Origin of the sequence: Pseudomonas paraeruginosa PA7 (assembly GCF_000017205.1) — a bacterium.
GTDB classification, from domain to species: domain Bacteria; phylum Pseudomonadota; class Gammaproteobacteria; order Pseudomonadales; family Pseudomonadaceae; genus Pseudomonas; species Pseudomonas paraeruginosa.
Genome location: NC_009656.1, coordinates 1,186,413 through 1,207,060 on the forward strand (window position 1 = coordinate 1,186,413; position 20,648 = coordinate 1,207,060).

Here is a 20,648-nt window from a genome sequence, read left to right on the forward strand (position 1 = left end):
GCTGAAACGCCCGGAGGCCAAGCAAACGCTTGGTCTCCACGTTTTGCGACCGTCCGGTCACGGCAGGCCCGCCGCAAAGGCGCGAGCCAGAGTGGTCGCGCCGCGCAAATCACACTTTCGAGGGATCAAGCGGCAGGCACCGCTGGCTATAGTCCACGCACTCATAACAAAAAACACACATGGAGTAGCGTCGATGACAACCCGTAATCCGTTCTCGCGCCGGGCCCGGTTGCCGTTGGCCGTCAGCCTGGCTTCCTCGCTGGCGGCTCCGGCCTTTGGGGTGACCTTCAACATCGGGGAAATCGAAGGTTCCTTCGACTCGGCGTTGTCGGTCGGGGCCAGCTGGTCGACCGCCAAGCCGAACAAGAACCTGATCGGTGTGAACAACGGCGGCAAGGGACTTTCCCAGACCTCCGACGACAGCCACTTGAACTTCAAGCGTGGGGAGACGTTCTCGAAGGTCTTCAAAGGCATCCATGACCTCGAACTGAAGTACGGCGATACCGGTGTGTTCCTGCGCGGCAAGTACTGGTACGACTTCGAACTGAAGGACGAGCACCGCGAGTTCAAGGACATCGACGACAGCGGCCGCAAGACCCTGGCCAAGTCCTCCGGCGCCGAACTGCTCGACGCCTTCATCTACCACAACTACGCCATCGGCGACCTGCCGGGCAGCGTGCGCCTGGGCAAGCAGGTGGTGAACTGGGGCGAGAGCACCTTCATCCAGAACGGCATCAGTGCGGTCAACCCCATCGACGTCACCGCCTTCCGCCGGCCCGGTTCGGAGATCAAGGAAGGCCTGATCCCGGTGAACATGTTCTACCTGTCGCAGAACCTCACCGACAACCTGTCCGCCGAAGGCTTCTACCAGATCGAGTGGGACCAGACCGTGGTGGACAACTGCGGCACCTTCTTCTCCCAGCCGGACGTGGTGGCCGACGGCTGCGACCAGAACCTGGCGGTGCTGACCAACAACAAGGCGTCCATCAACCTGCTCAACAACGTGCTCGCCGGCGCCGGCCTGAGCGTTACCCCATCGCCCTGGGACGAAGGCATCCTGGTGCGCCGCGGACCGGACCGCGACGCTCGCGACAGCGGCCAGTACGGCTTCGCTCTGCGCTACTTCGCCGACGAACTGAACACCGAGTTCGGCGCCTACTACATGAACTACCACAGCCGCCTGCCGATCTTCAGCGGCCAGGGCGCCTCGGCCAGCACCATGGCAAAAATCAACGAACTGACCACCCGCCTCGCTGCGCTCAACCCGGCGCTGGCCGCCCAGGCCGCGGCGGCAGCCACCGCCGGCAACTCCAGCTACTTCATCGAATACCCCGAAGACATCCGCATGTTCGGCCTGAGCTTCTCCACCACGCTGCCCAACGGCACCGCGTGGAGCGGCGAGGTCAGCTACCGGCCGAACGCGCCGGTACAACTGAACACCACCGACATTCTCTTCGCCGGCCTCGACCCGGTGAACATCGGTGGCAACCGCCCCTACGACAATGCCTCGGTGCTGAACGGCCAGGCCGGGCAGGACCTGCACGGCTACCGGCGCAAGGAGATCACCCAGCTGCAGACCACCCTGACGCACTTCTTCGACCAGGTCATGGGCGCCGAGCGCCTGACCCTGGTCGGCGAGGTCGGCTGGACCCACGTCGGCGGCCTGGAAAGCACCTCCAAGGCGCGCTACGGGCGTGACCCGGTGTTCGGCCCGGGGCCGCTGCCGGGGACCATCTCCGGCCTGGCCAGCTGCCAGGCGCTGAACGTCAGCACCCTCGGCACCGCAGCGGCGAACAACGTCAGCCGCTACTGCGAGAACGACGGCTATACCACCTCCGATGCCTGGGGCTACCGCGCCCGTGCGATCTGGGACTACAACGACGTGTTCATGGGGGTGAACCTCAAGCCCAGCGTGGCCTGGTCGCATGACGTCGACGGCTATTCGCCCGGTCCGGGCGCCAACTTCGAGGAAGGCCGCAAGGCGGTCAGCCTGGGGGTGGACGCGGAGTACCAGAACACCTACACCGCGAGCCTCTCCTACACCAACTTCTTCGACGGCAAGTACACCACCGTGGACGATCGCGACTTCGTCGCGCTCAGCTTCGGCATGAACTTCTGATGTACGCCGGCCCGGCGTGCGCCGGGCCGGCGAGCGGGACTTAACGAGGACGACGAGCGAATGAAAACAACCAAGATTCTCCTGCATTCCGGTGTGCTGGCCCTGAGCCTGCTGGCCACCCAGGTGATGGCGGCGGTGTCCGCCGACGAGGCGGCCAAGCTCGGCGCCAGCCTGACCCCGCTGGGCGCGGAAAAGGCCGGCAACGCCGACGGCAGCATCCCGGCCTGGGACGGTGGCCTGGCGACCAACGCCGGCAGTGTCGACGGCCGTGGCTTCCTCTCCAACCCCTACGCCAGCGAGCAGCCGCTGTTCACCATCACCGCGCAGAACGTCGACCAGTACAAGGACAAGCTGACCCCCGGCCAGTTGGCCCTGTTCAAGCGCTATCCGGACACCTACAAGATCCCGGTGTACAAGACCCATCGCAGCGCCACCGTCCCGGCGGCGGTGCAGGAGGCGGCCAAGCGCAACGCCACCACCACCAAGCTGGTGGAGGGCGGCAACGGCCTGGAGAACTTCGATACCGCCAACCCGTTCCCGATCCCGCAGAACGGCCTGGAGGTGATCTGGAACCACATCACCCGCTACCGTGGCGGCAGCGTGCGGCGCCTGGTGACCCAGGCCACTCCGCAGGTCAACGGCTCCTACCAGCTGGTCTATTTCCAGGACGCCTTCACCTTCCGCACCAACCTGAAGGACTACAACCCGAACAAGCCGAGCAACGTGCTGTTCTACTTCAAGCAGCGGGTCACCGCGCCGTCGCGGCTGGCCGGCAACGTGCTGCTGGTCCACGAGACCCTCAACCAGGTCAAGGAACCGCGCCTGGCCTGGCTCTACAACGCCGGCCAGCGCCGTGTGCGGCGCGCGCCGCAGGTGTCCTACGACGGCCCCGGCACCGCCGCCGACGGCCTGCGCACCTCGGACAACTTCGACATGTACAACGGTGCGCCCGACCGCTACGACTGGAAGCTGGTGGGCAAGAAGGAAATCTACATTCCCTACAACAGCTACAAGCTCGACGATCCGAAGATCAAGTACAGCGATATCGTCAAGGCCGGGCACATCAACCAGGACCTGACCCGCTACGAGCTGCACCGCGTCTGGCACGTGGTCGCGACCCTGAAGCCGGGCGAGCGGCACATCTACGCCAAGCGTGACTTCTATATCGACGAGGACACCTGGCAGGCCGCCGAGATCGATCACTACGACGGTCGCGGCACCCTGTGGCGCGTGGCCGAGGCGCATGCCGAGCAGTACTACGACAAGCAGGTGCCCTGGTATGCGGTGGAGACCCTCTACGACCTGCTCTCCGGCCGCTACCTGGCGCTGGGCATGAAGAACGAGGAGAAACAGGCCTACGACTTCAACTACAGCGCTTCGGAAAGCGACTACACCCCGGCGGCGCTGCGCCAGGAAGGGGTGCGCTGAGGAAGGACGCCGCTTGCCACGAAGAAACCGGCCTTGTGCCGGTTTCTTCGTTTTCGCGCCCGGCTGCCGGTCCTGGCCGCCAATTCATTACAAAGTGTTTACCCGCCTCGCCCGCGGATTCCGCCGCCGTCGTCCTCCCGGCAGGCGCCCGCACGGCCGGGAAACGTTTGCCGCGCCTGGACCGCGGCGGGAAAGCGGTCTTTTCTTGAGTGTCGAGCTGAAGCGCCGGGGCGCTATTTGGTCCGAGCCGATGGATAGTGCTTCAAATAGCCATCACTTGTGGTTAGTCTCCGGAGCGTTCACGCCCCATACATAAACCAAGAAACCGGGTGATGACTGACTTCTCGCGCACCTTTCCGGGCACCGCCGCCGCCGTCCTGCCGACGGCCAACCGCTTTTTCCGCCCGCCGTTGCCGACGGCCCACGTGGCACGCCCGCGTCTTTGCCAGCGGCTGCGCGAGGGGCTCGACGGGCGCCTGCTGCTGATCGCCGCGCCCGCCGGGTTCGGCAAGAGTTCCCTGGCCATCGAGTTCTGCGAAAGCCTCGACCCGCGCTGGCAGAGCCTCTGGCTGGGACTGAGCAGCCGCGAGAGCGATCCCGGGCGTTTCCTCGAACGTCTGCTCGATGGCTTGCGACAGTACCACCCGACCCTCGGCGAAGAGGCCCTGGGCCTGCTGAAGATGCGCCAGCGCCACCAGCCGTTCGCCTTCGAGACCTGGCTCGACGATCTGCTCGACGAACTGGCGCCCTGCCTGGACCCGCAACGCCCGCTGCTGCTGGTGCTGGACGACTACCATCTGGCCCAGGGCGCGGTTCTCGATCGCTGCCTGCAGTTCCTTCTCAACCACCTGCCCGAGGGGCTGGTGCTGCTGGTCACCAGCCGGCAGCGGCCGGACTGGCACCTGGCGCGCCTTAGGCTGTCGCGGCAGTTGCTCGAACTCAGCGAACAGGACCTGCGCCTGACCGCCGAGGAAAGCGCGGCGCTGATGGCCGCCAGCGGCCTGGCGCTGGACGAGGAGGCGCTGGACAGCCTGCTCGAACGCAGCGAGGGCTGGGTCGCCGGGTTGCGCCTGTGGCTGCTGGCGCGCGGCGACCGGGCGGAACAGGTCAGCCCCGGGGTGCACGGCGCCGACGAGCTGATCCGCGACTACCTGCTGGAGGAAGTGATCGAGCGGCAGCCGCCCGAGGTCCAGGTCTTCCTCGCCCAGACCGCGCGCTTCGAGCGCTTCTGCGCCGAACTCTGCGACACCGTGCGCGAGGCCGGCGACAGCGCCGCGATCCTCGAGCACCTGCAGCAGCACCAGGTATTCCTCGTGCCGCTGGACGAAAACGGCCAGTGGTTCCGCTACCACCATCTGTTCTCCGACCTGCTGCTGGCGCGCCCCTTGCCCGACTTCGGGCCCTCCGCCGGCGCCCTGCACCTGCGCGCCTGCGGCTGGTTCAGCCGCCACGGCCTGCTCGACCAGGCGGTCGAGCAGGCCCTGCGCGCCGGCCAGCCGGACGTGGCGGCGAGCCTGGTGCAGAACCTGTCGGAAGAGCAACTGTTGGCGGAGCAGAACATCGCCACCCTGCTGCGCTGGAAGATGGACCTGCCGGACAGCCTGCTGGCCAGCACGCCGCGGCTGATCCTGCTGTACGGCTGGGCCCTGGCCCTGGCCTGCCAGCTGGATGCGGCGCAAGAGCTGGCCGGCCAGCTGGCGCGCTTCCTGCCGGCGCCGGACGCCACCGCGCAACGCGACCTGCTGGCCCAGTGGCAGGCCCTGAGCGGGGTGATCGCGCGTGGCCGCGGCGATATCGACAAGGCCGAGGCGCACTGCCGCGAGGCCTTGCAGGACCTGGCCGGGGAGCGCTACGGCACCCGCCTGCAATGCCTGTCGACGCTGAGCAACCTGGCGGTGACCCGTGGCGACTTCTGGCAGGCGCGCAACTACAACCGCGACGCCCTCGAATTCGCCCAGCGCTACGGCAACCCGCTGTTCGAGGCGCTGGTCCATTACGACCGCGCCCGGGTCCTGCAGGCGCGCGGCGAAGTGGCGCGCGCCGAGGAGGAGGTGCGCCAGGGCCTGGAACGCCTCCAGCACCTGCCGGCGCAACGCCGCTACGCGGTGCGCGGGCGGCTGCTGCTGTACCGCGGCTACCTGCGCAGCCTGGCGCTGCAGCCGGACGAGGCGCGCAAATGGATCAAGCAGGGGATCGAGGAAACCCGCAGTTGCCGGGACGTCAGCCTGGTGATCGGCTATTGCGTCCTGGCCAGCCTGGAAGGGCGCCTGGGCAACTACGCGGCGGCGTTCTCCCGGCTCGGCGACGTCGAACGGCTGATGCATGCCTGGGACATCCCGCCGATCTACTACCTGGCGGCGATCACCCTGATCAAGTGCGAACTCTGGCTGGCCCAGGGCCAGACCGAGCTGGCCGGCGTCTGGCTACAGCGCCTGGGCGGCACCTATGGCGGGCAGGCGGCCACGCCGCCGGAATGCAGCCCGCTGCTGCCGCTGCATGTCGAATTGCTCCAGGCCGGCCTGGAGCGCCGCGAGGGGCGCTCGCAGGAAGCCGCCCAGCGGCTGGCGCGGCTGGCCCGCTCGACGCGGGAGAACGGCGCGCTGCTGCCGGCGCGCCTGGCCCTCGGCCAGTTGGCCGCGCTGTACCTGGAGCAGGGCCGCGAGCGCGATGCCCTGGCGACCCTGCAGCAGGCGATGGAGGGCGCGGTCGGTGGTGCCTTGCTGCCACTCCACGAATTACTGGTGCAGCAGCCGGAATGGCTGCGCGAGCAGTTGCAGCGCTTCCCCGCCTGCCCCGGTGCCCGGCGCTTGCGCGCGTTGCTGCCGGAGCCGCCGGCGGAACCGGCCGCCGTCGCCGGCGAAGTGCTCAGCGGGCGCGAACTGGCGGTGCTGGAACTGATCGCCCAGGGCCTGTCCAACCAGGAGATCAGCGAGCGGCTGTTCATCTCGCTGCATACGGTGAAGAGCCACGCCCGCCACATCAACGACAAGCTCGGCGTCGAGCGGCGCACCCAGGCGGTGGCGCGGGCCAAGCACATGGGGTTGTTGCGCTAGGCGCGCCACCCCAAGTGCCTGGCGTGCTGGTTCAGGGCTTCCAGCGCCGCAGGAGCAGGGCGTTGCCGACTACGCTGACGCTGGAGAAGGCCATCGCCGCGCCCGCCACCATCGGGTTGAGCAGGCCGAAGGCGGCCAGCGGAATGCCGATCACGTTATAGATGAAGGCCCAGAACAGGTTCTGCCGGATCTTCGCGTAGGTCCGCCGCGAGATGTCCAGCGCCGCCGGCACCAGGCGCGGGTCGCCGCGCATCAGGGTAATGCCGGCGGCGTGCATGGCCACGTCGGTGCCGCCACCCATGGCGATGCCGACATCGGCGGCGGCCAGGGCCGGGGCGTCGTTGATGCCGTCGCCGACCATCGCCACCACCCGGCCCCGGCCTTTCAGCTCGGCGACCGTGGCGGCCTTGTCCGCCGGGAGCACCTCGGCGTGCACGTCGTCGATACCCAGGGTCTTGGCCACCACCGCCGCGCTGCCGCGGTTGTCGCCAGTGATCAGATGGCTGTGGATATCCCGTTCGCGCAGGGCGGCCACCGCCTCCGCCGCGCCTTCCTTGAGGCTGTCGCCGAAGGCGAACAGGCCGAGCACGCGTTTTTCCGGAGCCAGCTCGAGCAGCCAGGACAGGGTCCGCCCCTCGGCCTCCCAGTCCGCGGCCGAGGATGCCAGCGCGCCGGGCTTGAGTTCCTGTTCGTCGAGCAGGCGACGGTTGCCCAGGGCCAGCCGGCGACCCTCGACCTCGCCCTGGATGCCGCGCCCGCTGAGGGCCTGGCTGGCGCTTACCGATGGAGTTTCCAGGCCGCGCTCGGCGCAGCCTTCGAGCACCGCCTTGGCCAGCGGGTGTTCGCTGCCGCGTTGCAGGGCGCCGGCGAGCCTGAGCAGCTCGTCGTGGTCGTCGCCGCCGAGGTGGATGATCTGCGGTCGGCCCGAGGTCAGGGTGCCGGTCTTGTCGAAGGCCACGCTGGTGACCGCGTGGGCGACCTCCAGGGACTCGGCGTCCTTGATCAGGATGCCGTGGCGCGCGGCGACCCCGGTGCCGGCCATGATCGCGGTCGGGGTGGCCAGGCCGAGGGCGCAGGGACAGGCGATCACCAGCACCGCCACGGCGTTCACCAGTGCCTGTTCGAGGCCGACCCCGGCCACCAGCCAGGCGCCCAGGGTGACCAGCGCGATGAGGATCACCACCGGCACGAAGACCTGGCTGACCCGGTCCACCAGCTTCTGGATCGGCGCCTTGGCGGCCTGGGCGTCTTCCACCAGGCGGATGATCTTCGCCAGCACCGTTTCCCCGCCGAGGGCGGTGGTGCGCAGCAGCAGCCGGCCTTCGCCGTTGATCGCGCCGCCGGTGACCTTGTCGCCCGGCGCCTTCGGCACCGGCAGGCTCTCGCCGGTGATCAGCGCCTCGTCGGCGTGGCTGCTGCCGTCGAGCACCTCGCCGTCGACCGGGAAGCGCTCGCCGGGGCGCACCACCACCTCGTCGCCGAGGCGCAGTTCGGCGATCGCCACTTCCTCCTCGCGGCCGTCGCGCAGGCGCACCGCGCGTTCCGGGCGCAATGCCTCGAGGGCGCGGATGGCGCTGGCGGTCTGGCGCTTGGCGCGGCTTTCCAGGTACTTGCCGAGGAGGATCAGGGCGATCACCACGGTCGAGGCTTCGAAGTACAGGTGCGGCATGTGTCCGGGCGGGGCGGTCAGCCAGAGGTAGACGCTGAGCCCGTAGCCGGCGCTGGTGCCGAGGGCGACCAGCAGGTCCATGTTGCCGGCGCCGGCCTTCACCGCGCGCCAGGCGGACACGTAGAAACGCGCGCCGATGATGAACTGCACCGGGGTGGCCAGGACGAACTGCGCCCAGGGCGGCAGCATCCAGTGCAGGCCGGCCCATTCCACCAGCATCGGCAGCACCAGCGGCAGCGCCAGCAGCAGGGCGGCGATCACCCACCAGCGCTCGCGGCGCAGGCGACGTTCGGCGTCGTCCTGCTGCGGCTGTCCGGCGTCGAGCAGGCGCGCCTTGTAGCCGGCCTGCTCGACCGCCTGCAGCAGCGCCTGGCTGTCCACCGCGCCGAGCAAATCGAGGTGGGCGCGCTCGCTGGCCAGGTTGACGCTGACCTCGCGCACCCCGGGCACCTTCTTCAGCGCGCGTTCGACACGGCCGACGCAACTGGCGCAGGTCATGCCCTCGACGGCCAGCTCCAGGCTCTGCGCCGGTACCTGGTAGCCGGCCTGCTCGACCGCTGCCACCAGGGCCGGCAGGCTGTCAGCCGGGGCTTGCACGCGGGCCTGTTCGCTGGCCAGGTTGACCGAGGCGGCCGTGACCCCGGGCACTTTCTTCAGGGCTCGCTCGACACGTCCGGCGCAGGACGCGCAGGTCATGCCGCTGACCGGCAGATCGAGCTCGGTGAGCGTGGCGCTGTTCATGGAACCTCCTTGGAATCGCGGAATTGGCACCGGTGGGGCCGCAAGGGGCTTCGGTGAAGTCTGGGCGACAGCTTCAGCCTTGACATCGTGTCAAGGTCAAGCCCCGGATTCATACAGGAGAAACGCACGGGCGCGCGGCGGATTTGCCGTGCGCAGAGGGGGATGGGGAAGGGCGGGCGGAACCCCGGCGCGGCAAGGGGCGCCAGGTTTTCCCATGGGTGGGACCGATAACACTAGCCCTCGATACAGGCCTAGCCAAGGTATTTCGTCGCTTGCGGAAAAAAAACCTGCTGATGACGAAAAGTACTTTTTACCGTCATATTTTTTGCGGTATTTGTGGAACCGTAGACCGCCGAACCCTGCAGCACAGGTGGCGGCCCCGGCCCTCACCTCTGCTGTCAGGCTCTCCCCACCGGAAGAGAGAAGGCGGCTCGCCCCCCGGCGGAGCGCCGACCCGGCATTCCGTCGCCAGGCCCTTAGCAGAAGGTGATCGCGTATGGATGACCACGGACGTTCCCGCCCCACCCAGCCCACCCTGTACGTCCTCGATACCAATGTCCTGATCCACGATCCGAATGCCTTGTTGAACTTCCAGGAACACCGCGTCGCGATCCCGATGACGGTGCTCGAAGAGCTGGACAAGCTGAAGACCGGCAAGCACACCATCGCCGCCGAATGCCGCCAGGCCATCCGCCTGATCGATCAGGTTCTGGGCGAGGCCACGCCCGAGCAGGTGGAGGGCGGGGTGCCGATCCAGCGTGGCAAGAACGGCCCCAGCGGCAGCCTGTCGATCCTCATGAGCAAGCGCGCCGAACCCATCACCTGGCTGCCCGAGCATCTCAACGACAACAAGATCATCAACCAACTGGTCGAGCTGAAGAGCCGCCACAGCGGCGTGCGCGTGGTGCTGGTGACCAAGGACATCAACATGCGCCTGAAGGCGCGCGCCTGCGGGGTGGACGCGGAGGACTACCACACCGACCAACTGATCGACGACGTAGCCCTGCTGCCGCGTGGCTACCACTCCCTCGCCGGCTCGTTCTGGGACCGCGTGAGCAAGGTCGAGACCCGCCAGGACCATGGTCGCACCTGGCACCGCGTGCAGCTCACCGACAACCTGCCGGCGGTGCATATCAACGAGTTCATCGTCGACGAACAGGGCTTCGTCGGCTGGATAAAGGGCATCCATCAGGACGAACTGACCATCCTCGACCTGCACCAGGAACCGCTCCTGCACCAGGAAGCCTGGGGCCTGCGGCCACGCGACGTGTACCAGTCGCTGGCGTTGTACGCCCTGCTCGATCCGGATATCCACCTGGTCAACCTGTCCGGCGCCGCCGGTTCCGGCAAGACCATCCTGGCGCTCGCCGCGGCCATCGAGCAGACCATGGTCAGCAAGCGCTACCGGCGCATCATCGCCACCCGCAGCGTGCAGGGCCTGGACGAGGACATCGGCTTCCTGCCCGGCACCGAGGCGGAGAAGATGGAGCCCTGGCTCGGCGCCATCACCGACAACCTCGAGGCGCTGCACATGGACGACGAATGCACCCACGGCAGCGTCGACTACATCCTCAGCAAGGTGCCGTTGCAGTTCAAGTCGCTGAACTACATCCGTGGCCGCAGCTTCCAGCAGAGCCTGATCCTCATCGACGAGTGCCAGAACCTCACGCCGCACCAGATGAAGACCATCATCACCCGTGCCGGCAGCGGCTCGAAGGTGATCTGCCTGGGCAACCTGGCGCAGATCGACACGCCCTACCTATCAGCCACCAGTTCCGGCCTGACCTACCTGACCGAACGCTTCAAGGACTTCCCCCACGGCGTGCACGTGACCCTGCAGGGCGTGCCGCGCTCGGTACTGGCGGAGTACGCCGAGGCGCACATGTGAGGTAGCCGGCGGCAAACGCCGGCCGATATCCCGCCCGGTTGCAAACCAGGCGGGATATACATCCTGCCAGGCCCTGTCCGGGGGCCGAGCCCGCATCGTTGCGGGCGCCCGGCGCAGGATGCCTTGGGCCGGCGCTTTCTCCGCGCCGGCCCGGCCTACCTCTTTATGTATACAATCATCCCCCTTGCGAACCTTCCCCAGGCATGGCGTCATGCCCTCCAGGGCTTACAATGACTGGCCAGTAGCCTCTTCCAGGAGCACCCACGTGCTGACCCATCTCGATTCCCAGGGCCGTGCCAACATGGTCGACGTCACGGAAAAGGCCGTGACCTCCCGTGAGGCCACGGCCGAGGCCGTGGTGCGCATGCGCCCGGAAACCCTGCAACTGATCCAGGACGGCGGCCATCCCAAGGGCGACGTCTTCGCCGTGGCGCGGATCGCCGGCATCCAGGCGGCCAAGCGCACCCACGAACTGATCCCGCTGTGCCATCCGCTGCTGCTCACCAGCGTCAAGGTCGAGTTGCAGGCCGAGGCGCCCGACGCGGTGCGTATCCGCGCGCGCTGCCGGCTGGCCGGGCAGACCGGGGTGGAGATGGAGGCGCTGACCGCCGCCAGCGTCGCCGCCCTGACCATCTACGACATGTGCAAGGCGGTGGATCGCGGCATGCTCATCGAGCAGGTCCAGCTGCTGGAGAAGCTCGGCGGCAAGAGCGGCCACTACCGCAAAGAGGAGGAAGGGCAGGCATGATCCGCGTGCAGTATTTCGCCCGTTACCGCGAGGCCCTGGGCATCGACGGCGAACAGTTGAACTGGGAGGCCGGGCTGGCCACCCTCGGCGCCTTGCGCCAGCTCCTGGTGGAGCGCGGCGGCGCCTGGGAACGCACCCTCGGCGAGCAGAACCTGATGTGCGCGCGCAACCAGGAACTGTGTGGCCTCGACGAGCCGCTGCAGGACGGCGACGAAGTCGCCTTCTTCCCCACCGTCACCGGAGGTTGAGCCCATGGCCATCCGCGTCCAGCAGGCCGCCTTCGACCCGGGGCGGGAACTCAACGCCCTGCACGCGCAGAACGTCGGCATCGGCGCGGTGGTCGGCTTCGTCGGCTACGTGCGCGATTTCAACGACGGCCGCGAGGTCGGCGGGATGTTCCTCGAACACTATCCGGGAATGACCGAGAAGGCCCTCGGCAGGATCGCCGACGAGGCCCGGCAACGCTGGCCGCTGCTGCGCCTGGAGATCCTCCACCGCATCGGCCGCCTGGAGCCGGGCGAGCCGATCGTCTTCGTCGGCTGCGCCAGCGCTCACCGGCAGGCGGCGTTCGACGCCTGCAACTTCGTCATGGACTACCTGAAGACCCGCGCGCCGTTCTGGAAGAAGGAAGACACCGCCGAAGGCCCGCGCTGGGTCGAAGGCCGCTGCAGCGACCAGGCCGCCGCGCAGCGCTGGGAGGAGTGACGGCTACCTCCTCGCGCCGCCGGCTTACCTCTTCGGAGGAATAGCCAGCCGGGGGTCCCGGGTTCAGGCTGAGGCATCGCCCGTTCCGAGGACCCCCTTCCATGAGCCACCTGGCCACCTCCGCCTTCCAGCCGCTGAACATCGCCATCCTCACCGTCAGCGACACCCGTACCCTGGAAACCGATACTTCCGGCCAGACCCTCGCCGACGCGCTGCTGGCCGCCGGTCATCGCCTGCACCAGCGGAGCCTGAAGACCGATGACATCTACCAGATCCGCGCGGTGGTCTCGGCCTGGATCGCCGACCCCGAGGTACAGGTCGGCCTGATTACCGGCGGCACCGGCTTCACCGTGCGGGACAACACCCCGCAGGCGGTGAAGCCGCTGTTCGAACGCGATGTCGAGGGCTTCGGCGAACTGTTCCGCCAGGTCTCGCAGCGCGAGATCGGCACCTCCACCATCCAATCGCGGGCGCTGGCCGGGCTCAGCAACGGCACCCTGGTCTGCTGCCTGCCTGGCTCGCCGGGCGCCTGCCGCACCGCCTGGAACGAAATCCTCCTGGCGCAGCTGGACAGCCGCACCCGGCCGTGCAATTTCGTCCCGCACCTGAAGACCCCGCCGGCCACGGCGCCGGTGACCGGCTGCGGGTGTCGTTCATGAGCGGTTGCGGCTGCGACGGCGGACAACTGCGTCCGCTGGACGAGGCGCTGGCCGAGCTACTGGCGCGCGCCCCATGCCCGCCGGCCTGCGAAACCCTGCCCCTGGAGCGGGCGCTGGGGCGGGTGCTCGGCGACGACCTGCCGGCGCCGATGGACCTGCCGCCCTGGGACAACAGCGCGATGGACGGCTACGCCCTGTGCTCCGCCGACCTTCCGCGCAGCGGCGGCAGCCTGACGGTCGGCGCGCGGATCGCCGCCGGCGATACCCGTGGCATGAGCCTGCCGCTGGGCCAGGCGGCGCGGATCTTCACCGGCGCGCCGCTGCCGACCGGCGCCGATTGCGTGGTGCCGCAGGAACTCTGCACGGTCGACGGCGAGCGCGTGCAGTTGCCGCCGGTGAGCGCCGGCCAGCACGTGCGTCGGCGCGGCGAGGAGTTGCGGCGTGGCGCGCCGGTGCTGCGCGCCGGGCAGCGATTGCGCCCGCAGGAACTCGGCCTGCTGGCGAGTCTCGGCGTCGCCACGGTGTCGGTGCGCCGGCGCCTGCGCATCGGCCTGCTGAGCAGCGGCGACGAATTGCGCGAGCCTGGCCAGCCGCTGTTGGCCGGGCAGATCTACAACGCCAACCGTTACTGCATCGGCGCGCTGCTGCGCGGCCTCGGCTTCGAGGTGCACGACGAGGAAGTGCTCGCCGACGAGCTGGTGGCCAGCCGCGACGCCCTCAGCCTGGCGGCCTCCGAATGGGATGCGCTGGTCACCAGCGGCGGCGTCTCGGTGGGCGAGGAAGACCATCTCAAGCGTGCCATCGCCGAACTCGGCGAGGTCAACCTGTGGCGCCTGGCGATCCAGCCGGGCAAGCCGTTCGCCTTCGGTACGGTGGCCGGCAAACCCTGGCTGGGCCTGCCGGGCAATCCGGCGGCGGCGCTGGTCACCGCGCTGCTGCTGGCGCGGCCGTTCCTGCTGCGCCAGCAGGGGCTGCTCGAGGTGCTGCCACGGCCGCTGGCGCTGCCGGCGGCGTTCGACTGGGCGCAGCCGCGGACGCGCCGCCAGTACCTACGGGCGCGGCTCGACGAACGGGGGCGGGTGGCGATCCACCCGCAGCAGGGCTCGGCGATGCTGCTCGCCGCCAGTTGGGCGGACGGGCTGGCGGTGATCGAGCGCGGCGCGACCCTGGCGGCGGGTGACAGGATCGACTTTCTGCCGTTCTCCGCGCTGCTGGCCTGAGGCCTTCTTGATCCCGGTCAAGCGCCGACCGGGAGCGTCTTTCTAGAGTGTGGCGCCTGTGCCCCGGGGTTGCCCACTGCCGCGGAGCGCGTTTTTCGCCAGAGGAGCAACCCCATGCAACTGGTCTGTCCGGCGGGCAGCCTGCCCGCCCTGAAGTCGGCCCTGCGCCAGGGCGCCGACGCCATCTACGTCGGCTTCCGCGACGACACCAACGCCCGCCATTTCGCCGGCCTCAACCTCGACGAACGCCAGCTCCAGGAAGGCCTGCGGCGCGTCCACGAGGCCGGGCGACAGCTCTACGTCGCGGTCAATACCTACTCCAGCGCCCAGGGCTGGGAGCGCTGGCAGCGCGCGGTCGACCAGGCCGCCGACCTCGGCGTCGACGCGCTGATCGCCGCCGACGTGGCGGTGCTCGGCTATGCCGCCAAGCGTCATCCGCGGCTCAACCTGCATCTGTCGGTGCAGGGCTCGGCGACCAATGCCGCGGCCCTGGCCCTCTACCACGAACGCTACGGCATCCGCCGCGCGGTGCTGCCGCGCGTGCTGTCGCTGGCGCAGGTACGCCAGGTGGCGGCCGGCAGCCCGGTGCCGGTGGAGGTATTCGCCTTCGGCAGCCTGTGCATCATGGCCGAGGGCCGCTGCCACCTGTCGTCCTACGTCACCGGCGAGTCGCCGAACCTCTGCGGGGTCTGTTCGCCGGCCAGGGCGGTGCGCTGGAGCGAGGAGCCGGAGGGGCTGACCTCGCGCCTCAACGAAGTGCTCATCGACCGCTACGCCGCCGGCGAGGCGGCCGGCTACCCGACCCTCTGCAAGGGCCGCTTCCTGGTCAATGGCCAGCGCTTCCATGCGCTGGAGGAACCGACCAGCCTGAACACCCTGGACCTGGTCCCGCAACTGGCGGAAATCGGCGTGGCGGCGGTGAAGATCGAAGGCCGCCAGCGCAGCCCGGCCTACGTCGAGCAGGTCACCCGGGTCTGGCGCCAGGCGCTGGACAGCTACGCCAGCGCACCGGGCGCCTACAGCGTGCAGCCGCAATGGCAGCGCGCGCTGGCCGGACTTTCCGAAGGGCACCAGACCACCCTGGGCGCCTACCACCGTTCCTGGCAGTGAGGAGCGCCGCGATGAAACTGAGCCTGGGACCGCTGCTGTTCTACTGGGACAAGCGGCAGATCTTCGATTTCTACGCCGAGATGGCCAGCCAGCCGCTCGACGTCATCTACCTCGGCGAGACCGTCTGCGCCAAGCGCCGGGCGCTGTCGCTGAACGACTGGCAGGCGCTGGCCCGCGAACTGGCGCAGGCGACCCGCGCCGAGCTGGTGCTCTCCGGGCTGGCGCTGATCGAGGCCGCCTCGGAGCTGTCCAGCCTGCGCCGGCTCTGCGAGAACGGCGAATTGCGGGTCGAGGCCAACGACATGGCCGCCGTCTACTACCTCAGCCAGCGCGGCGTGCCCTTCGTCGGCGGTCCGGCGCTGAACCTCTACAACGGCCATGCCCTGGCCGAACTGTATTCCTGGGGCATGCGCCGCTGGGTTCCGCCGGTGGAAGTCTCCGGCAAGCTGCTGCGCGGGGTGCTCGACCAGGCTGCGCGGCTGGGCCTCGACCAATTGCAGACCGAGGTCTTCGCCTACGGCCACCTGCCGCTGGCCTATTCGGCACGCTGCTTCACCGCGCGGGCGGAGAACCGGCCCAAGGACGACTGCCAGTTCTGTTGCCAGCAGTATCCCGAAGGCATCCCGCTGCTCAGCCAGGAGGGCGAGGCGCTGTTCACCCTCAATGGCATCCAGACCCTGTCCGGCAAGGTCAGCAACCTGCTGGCCGACTACCGCTCGCTGGAACATAGCGGCGCCGACCTGCTACGCCTGAGCCCCCGGGCGCAGGGCATGGCCGAGGTGATCGCGGCCTTCGACCGGGTACGCAAGGGTGCCGCTCCGCCGCTCGCCGTGGAAGGCTGCAACGGCTACTGGCACGGCCGGCCGGGGATGCTGCGGGCAGAGGAGGCAGGGCTATGCTGAACCGCCAACGCCTGCTCCTCGGCGTCGCCGGACGCCTGTTGCCGCTGGCGGCGAAGGTTCCGCGCGGGCTCCAGCACCTGGTCCTGCAACGGGTCGCCAACCGGCTGTTCGCCCAGCCGCTGGAGGAGGGCGCCTTCGACCTGCTGGAAGGTCGCTGGCTGCGCCTGGAAGTGAGGGACCTCGGCGTCGGCTGGTGCGTCACCCGGGTACCCGGCGGCCTGCGCCTGGTCGAACGGCCACGGGCCAGCGTGACCATCCGCGGCGACTGGCGCGACTTTCTGCTGCTGGCCAGCCGCCAGGAGGACCCGGACACGCTGTTCTTCCGCCGTCGCCTGGTGATCGAGGGCGACACCGAGTTGGGCCTGGCGGTGAAGAACCTGCTCGACAGCCTCGATCCCGAGCACCTGCCGCCCTGGCTGTGGAACGCCGTGGAGAGCGCCGGACGGGCGGTGCAGGAGGAGCGTGGCGAGGTGGTACAAGGTGCGCAGGGCGCTTGAGGTCGGTGCAGGAGAGCCGCAGAGATAGCCGACGTTAGGAACGCCCAGGTCTGCTGCAGCGACAGCGTTCTGCCGGTATGGGACGGCGCAGAGCGCGTCGGCGATTTACACCGCAGTGCACAACAGAGATACCGTCGCTTAGAGCCTGAGCGGGCTTCAGGCTTGGTGGTCCAGCTCCTTGCCGTGTCTGCCTCGACTTCTTGTTTCGCCTTCCCAGGCGAGTCCCTTTTGCACGCGTCCAAAAGGAACCAAAAGACTCGCCCCTGCATCCGGCCCCAGCCGCTGCGCGACTGGGGTTCCCTCGCTGCATCGTTGCTCCGGGGCCCGCCGCCCCGGTCCTTCGTGGACCGGGGCGGCTTTCGCGGCTTCCTGCCGCTCGGCCTCCTGACGGGGCGGGTTCGCCGCCCCACCGATTGGTGAACAAGCATGGCTTCGTGCATGCCCGGCCTTCACACGCTGATGCCTGATTCGTAGGGCGAATAACCGCCTGCGGTTATCCGCCGCTTATCCGGAGTATCGGCGGATACCGCCCATGGCGGTATTCGCCCTACACGCCCTGGAAACGCCGGACAGCTTCGCCGAACATTTCCCAGCCTCTTTCGGACGCCCAGGAATTGGATAAAAACCCAGTAGGAGGATGATGGAGGGGTCGCCAAGACGATCTTCCCAGATACGTCCCAGCGGCAGAAAAAGACGCGGGCCGCAGGTGCGACCAACACCTACGACCCGCTAACCACAACCCAGCTTTTCAAGGAGCTGACCCATGGCTAAGCCGAATGATACGTCCAAGCCCCCGGTAACAGAACCGTCCCCCCGCTTCATCCCCCTGTTGCCCACCTCGCAGGCCAACCGCTTCCCGCACAACGCCACGCTGTACCTCGACACTCAGGCACCGCCCGGCCAGTTGTTCGAGAGCGCGAAAGCGCGCCTGAAGTCGGCGATCAACGTCCTCGCCCTGACCTGCCTGCTCGACGAGAACGAAGAACCCGGCGACACCCTCGCCTACATCAACGGCGCCTTGCTGAAGCTGGTCAGCGACGCCCTCTCCGAGATCGACGCGGCCCACCCACGCCAGTAGCGCCCGTCCCAGGCGCGACGCCCCCGGCCTGGCCGGGGGCTTTGAGAGGTGATCCCTTCGAGGCCCATTCGCGCGCAAACGGCGAGGTCCGCCGCCCGTCCCGATCATCGCGAAATGGCCTCCAATTGCCCGAAGCTTGCGACCCTTTTTTGGGACGGTTTCTTACGCCCTTGAAAATCAAAGACTTACAAAGCCTCGTAAAAAGAGGGTTTCAAACTGGGAAAACCCTGTATTTCTTTTTCCTTCAAATGGTTATAGGTTTTCGCGGCTAGTTCACTGCCGTATAGGCAGCTAAGAAAACGACGACGGCCAGCAACAGCGTCACCCTCGGGTTCACTGCCGTATAGGCAGCTAAGAAAAGCGGCAACATCACCACCAGCGCGGACATCAGGTTCACTGCCGTATAGGCAGCTAAGAAAATGCGTTCAGAAGTCTTCATGCCGCAGTCCTCGTTCACTGCCGTATAGGCAGCTAAGAAAACGGTGTCGCCGCAGCTTTACGCCCTGGCGTTGTTCACTGCCGTATAGGCAGCTAAGAAAATCGTGATCAATGCCCGCCATGATTTCGCCGGGTTCACTGCCGTATAGGCAGCTAAGAAATCGCGAGCGATATAAATCCATAGGGCACCGGCCTGCGGAGGTCTGGCAGGCACGAAGTCATGCTTGGCCTCCAGACGGTAGGGCGGCGAACCCGCCCCGTCAGGAGGCCGAGCGGAATCGTTGCGTAGGGGGACGAGCGGCAGGAGGCCGCGAGAGCCGCCCCGGTCCACGAAGGACCGTGGCGGCGGGCCCCCGGAGCGACGATGTAGCGAGGGAACCCCAGTCGCGTAGCGGCTGGGGCCGGATGCAGGGGCAAGCGCTTTGGTTACTTTCTCGCGACTGAGAAAGTGACTCGCCTGGGAAGGCGAAACAAGAGGTCGAGGCAGGCACGACAAGCAGCTAGACCGCCCAGCCAGAAGCCCGCTCAAGCTTTAAGCGACATCCTTCCCCAGCTGTTAACTGCCGTGTAGGCAGCTAAGAAAACGGTCCCTTGCTCGCGCCGACCAGACGTCCCGTTCACTGCCGCATAGGCAGCCTGACTTCCCTCGGACTCGCAAATGGACGCTGGAAGGCAAGAGACGATCACCGTGGAACGAGTGGCAGACACTGCCGCCCACACCCGGCATTCCCCTGACGAAACGAATAGCCTGTCCGTTCCCGTAACGCCCCTGTCAACTTGCCCCGGTAAACCGGACCTTCGTGAAGCCTGCGGAGAACTCCGGAATGAGTGCAATGGACCTCAAGCGCCGCCGCGTCGTGCAAGGCCTGGGCGCTGGGCTGCTGTTGCCGGCGCTGGGCGCGCCGGCGGTGATCGCCGCGCCGAATGCGCGGCCGAAGCTGACCGATGGCGTGCAGTCCGGTGACGTGCACGGCGACCGCGCGCTGGTCTGGAGCCGCACCGACCGTCCGGCACGGATGATCGTCGAGTGGGACACCCGCAGCGTCTTCAGCGAGCCGCGCCGGCTGGTCTCGCCGATCACCGACGAGCGTCTCGACTACACCGCGCGCATCGACCTGCGCGGTCTGCCGGCCGACCAGTCGATCTTCTACCGGGTGCGCTTCGAGGATGCCCGCGACGGCAGCCTGAGCCGGCCCTGGTTCGGCCACCTGCGCAGTGCGCCGGGCGAGGCGCGCAACATCCGCTTCGTCTGGAGCGGCGACACCTGCGGGCAGGGCTTCGGAATCAATCCGAATATCGGCGGCATGCGCATCTACGAAGCCATGCGCCGGCGCCAGCCGGACTTCTTCCTGCACAGCGGCGACACCATCTATGCCGACGGGCCGATTCCCGAGCGCATCGAGACCGAGGGCGGGCGCATCTGGCGCAACCGGGTGACCGAGGCCAAGAGCAAGGTCGCCGAGACCCTCGACGAATTCCGCGGCAACTACCGCTACAACCTGCTCGACGACAACCTGCGCCGCTTCAACGCCGAGGTGCCGCAGATCTGGCAGTGGGACGACCACGAGACCACCAACAACTGGTCCTCCAGCAAGCAGCTCGACGAGCGCTACCGGGTGAAGGACATCGACCTGCTGGCGGCCCGCGCGCGCCAGGCGTTCCTCGAATACGCGCCGTTGCGCTTCCAGCGCCAGGGGCGCGACGGGCGGATCTACCGCAAGGTCGCCTACGGTCCGTTGCTCGATGTGTTCGTCCTCGACATGCGCAGCTACCGCGGCGGCAACAGCGCCAACCTGCAGGCCCGGCGCAGCGGCGCCACCGACTTTCTCGGTCGCGAGCAACTGCAATGGCTCAAGCGCGAGCTGCGTGGTTCGCGCGCGCAGTGGAAGGTGATCGCCGCCGACATGCCGATCGGCCTCTGCGTGCCCGACGGCAAGGACGAGCACGGTCGCGAGCGCTGGGAGGCCATCGCCAACGGCAACGACGGCAAGGCCCTGGGCCGCGAGCTGGAGATCGCCGACCTGCTGCGCTTCATCCAGCGCGCCGGGGTGCGCAACACCGTCTGGCTGACCGCCGACGTGCATTACTGCGCGGCCCACCACTACAGCCCGGAGCGCGCCGCGTTCAAGGACTTCGCGGCGTTCTGGGAGTTCGTCGCCGGGCCTCTCAATGCCGGTAGTTTCGGCCCCAACGCGCTGGATGGCACCTTTGGCCCGCAGGTGATGTTCCAGAAGGCCCCGCTGGTCCAGAACAGTTCCCCCTTCGCCGGCTACCAGTTCTTCGGCGAGGTGGAGATCGATGCGCAGACCCGCGCGCTCACCGTCACCCTGCGCGACCTCGACGGCGAGTCGGTGTTTTCCCAGGAGCTGCAGCCCGACGGCGCCTGAGCCGCG

Annotated in this window: 15 protein-coding genes and 1 CRISPR repeat array; of the genes, 14 read left to right on the forward strand and 1 reads right to left on the reverse strand. The window is 68.1% G+C overall.

Annotation, left to right across the window (positions count from 1 at the left end; all coding sequences use genetic code 11):
• Nucleotides 1-193 precede the first annotated feature (193 nt).
• From PSPA7_RS05635 to PSPA7_RS05645, 3 genes are all read left to right on the forward strand, one after another.
• Complete coding sequence (locus PSPA7_RS05635) at nucleotides 194-2,119, forward strand: DUF1302 domain-containing protein (RefSeq protein WP_012074477.1); 1,926 nt, start codon at nucleotides 194-196, stop codon at nucleotides 2,117-2,119.
• A gap of 60 nt (nucleotides 2,120-2,179) precedes the next feature.
• Complete coding sequence (locus PSPA7_RS05640) at nucleotides 2,180-3,547, forward strand: DUF1329 domain-containing protein (protein WP_003148854.1); 1,368 nt, start codon at nucleotides 2,180-2,182, stop codon at nucleotides 3,545-3,547.
• 332 nt (nucleotides 3,548-3,879) lie between these two features.
• Nucleotides 3,880-6,600: a winged helix-turn-helix domain-containing protein gene (locus PSPA7_RS05645; RefSeq protein ID WP_012074478.1), complete on the forward strand. Its 2,721-nt coding sequence runs from the start codon at nucleotides 3,880-3,882 to the stop codon at nucleotides 6,598-6,600.
• A gap of 31 nt (nucleotides 6,601-6,631) precedes the next feature.
• Here PSPA7_RS05645 and copA1 read toward each other — a convergent pair whose 3' ends face one another.
• The gene (gene copA1 / locus PSPA7_RS05650; protein ID WP_012074479.1) at nucleotides 6,632-9,010 is read right to left on the reverse strand and encodes a copper-translocating P-type ATPase CopA1; all 2,379 of its coding nucleotides are present in this window, start codon (nucleotides 9,008-9,010) and stop codon (nucleotides 6,632-6,634) included.
• Between the two features lie 496 nt (nucleotides 9,011-9,506).
• On the opposite strand from copA1, the gene PSPA7_RS05655 reads away from it, so the two are divergent.
• The 11 genes from PSPA7_RS05655 to PSPA7_RS05705 all read left to right on the forward strand — a co-directional run bounded on the left by PSPA7_RS05655 (nucleotide 9,507) and on the right by PSPA7_RS05705 (nucleotide 20,642).
• A complete protein-coding gene (locus PSPA7_RS05655) occupies nucleotides 9,507-10,898 on the forward strand; it encodes a PhoH family protein (RefSeq protein WP_012074480.1) in 1,392 nt (463 codons plus the stop codon).
• 265 nt (nucleotides 10,899-11,163) lie between these two features.
• The gene (gene moaC, locus PSPA7_RS05660) at nucleotides 11,164-11,646 is read left to right on the forward strand and encodes a cyclic pyranopterin monophosphate synthase MoaC (protein WP_012074481.1); all 483 of its coding nucleotides are present in this window, start codon (nucleotides 11,164-11,166) and stop codon (nucleotides 11,644-11,646) included.
• Complete coding sequence (gene moaD / locus PSPA7_RS05665; protein WP_003156340.1) at nucleotides 11,643-11,894, forward strand: molybdopterin converting factor subunit 1; 252 nt, start codon at nucleotides 11,643-11,645, stop codon at nucleotides 11,892-11,894. Before moaC ends, moaD begins: the two co-directional genes overlap by 4 nt.
• A gap of 4 nt (nucleotides 11,895-11,898) precedes the next feature.
• Nucleotides 11,899-12,351, forward strand: a complete 453-nt coding sequence (gene moaE / locus PSPA7_RS05670) for a molybdopterin synthase catalytic subunit MoaE (protein ID WP_003156338.1) — start codon at nucleotides 11,899-11,901, stop codon at nucleotides 12,349-12,351.
• Between the two features lie 101 nt (nucleotides 12,352-12,452).
• Nucleotides 12,453-13,010 carry a molybdenum cofactor biosynthesis protein B gene (gene moaB / locus PSPA7_RS05675; protein WP_012074482.1) on the forward strand — a complete coding sequence of 186 codons (558 nt, stop codon included), beginning with the start codon at nucleotides 12,453-12,455 and terminating at the stop codon, nucleotides 13,008-13,010.
• Nucleotides 13,007-14,230 (forward strand): molybdopterin molybdotransferase MoeA, encoded by a 1,224-nt coding sequence (locus PSPA7_RS05680; protein ID WP_012074483.1) that lies wholly within the window; start codon nucleotides 13,007-13,009, stop codon nucleotides 14,228-14,230. The genes moaB and PSPA7_RS05680 overlap by 4 nt, the downstream gene beginning before the upstream one ends.
• Nucleotides 14,231-14,344: 114 nt before the next feature.
• The gene (gene ubiU / locus PSPA7_RS05685; RefSeq protein WP_003093020.1) at nucleotides 14,345-15,340 is read left to right on the forward strand and encodes a ubiquinone anaerobic biosynthesis protein UbiU; all 996 of its coding nucleotides are present in this window, start codon (nucleotides 14,345-14,347) and stop codon (nucleotides 15,338-15,340) included.
• 11 nt (nucleotides 15,341-15,351) lie between these two features.
• Nucleotides 15,352-16,242 (forward strand): U32 family peptidase, encoded by an 891-nt coding sequence (locus PSPA7_RS05690; protein ID WP_003148589.1) that lies wholly within the window; start codon nucleotides 15,352-15,354, stop codon nucleotides 16,240-16,242.
• On the forward strand, nucleotides 16,236-16,739 hold the full coding sequence (gene ubiT / locus PSPA7_RS05695; protein WP_012074484.1) for a ubiquinone anaerobic biosynthesis accessory factor UbiT: 504 nt from the start codon (nucleotides 16,236-16,238) through the stop codon (nucleotides 16,737-16,739). Before PSPA7_RS05690 ends, ubiT begins: the two co-directional genes overlap by 7 nt.
• Before the next feature lie 763 nt (nucleotides 16,740-17,502).
• Complete coding sequence (locus tag PSPA7_RS05700) at nucleotides 17,503-17,817, forward strand: hypothetical protein (protein ID WP_033997657.1); 315 nt, start codon at nucleotides 17,503-17,505, stop codon at nucleotides 17,815-17,817.
• A gap of 271 nt (nucleotides 17,818-18,088) precedes the next feature.
• Nucleotides 18,089-18,416: a CRISPR direct-repeat array (repeat unit 28 nt; unit sequence GTTCACTGCCGTATAGGCAGCTAAGAAA).
• Between the two features lie 663 nt (nucleotides 18,417-19,079).
• Entirely contained in the window at nucleotides 19,080-20,642 is a 1,563-nt protein-coding gene (locus PSPA7_RS05705) for an alkaline phosphatase D family protein (protein ID WP_041025294.1), read from the forward strand.
• Nucleotides 20,643-20,648 lie beyond the last annotated feature (6 nt).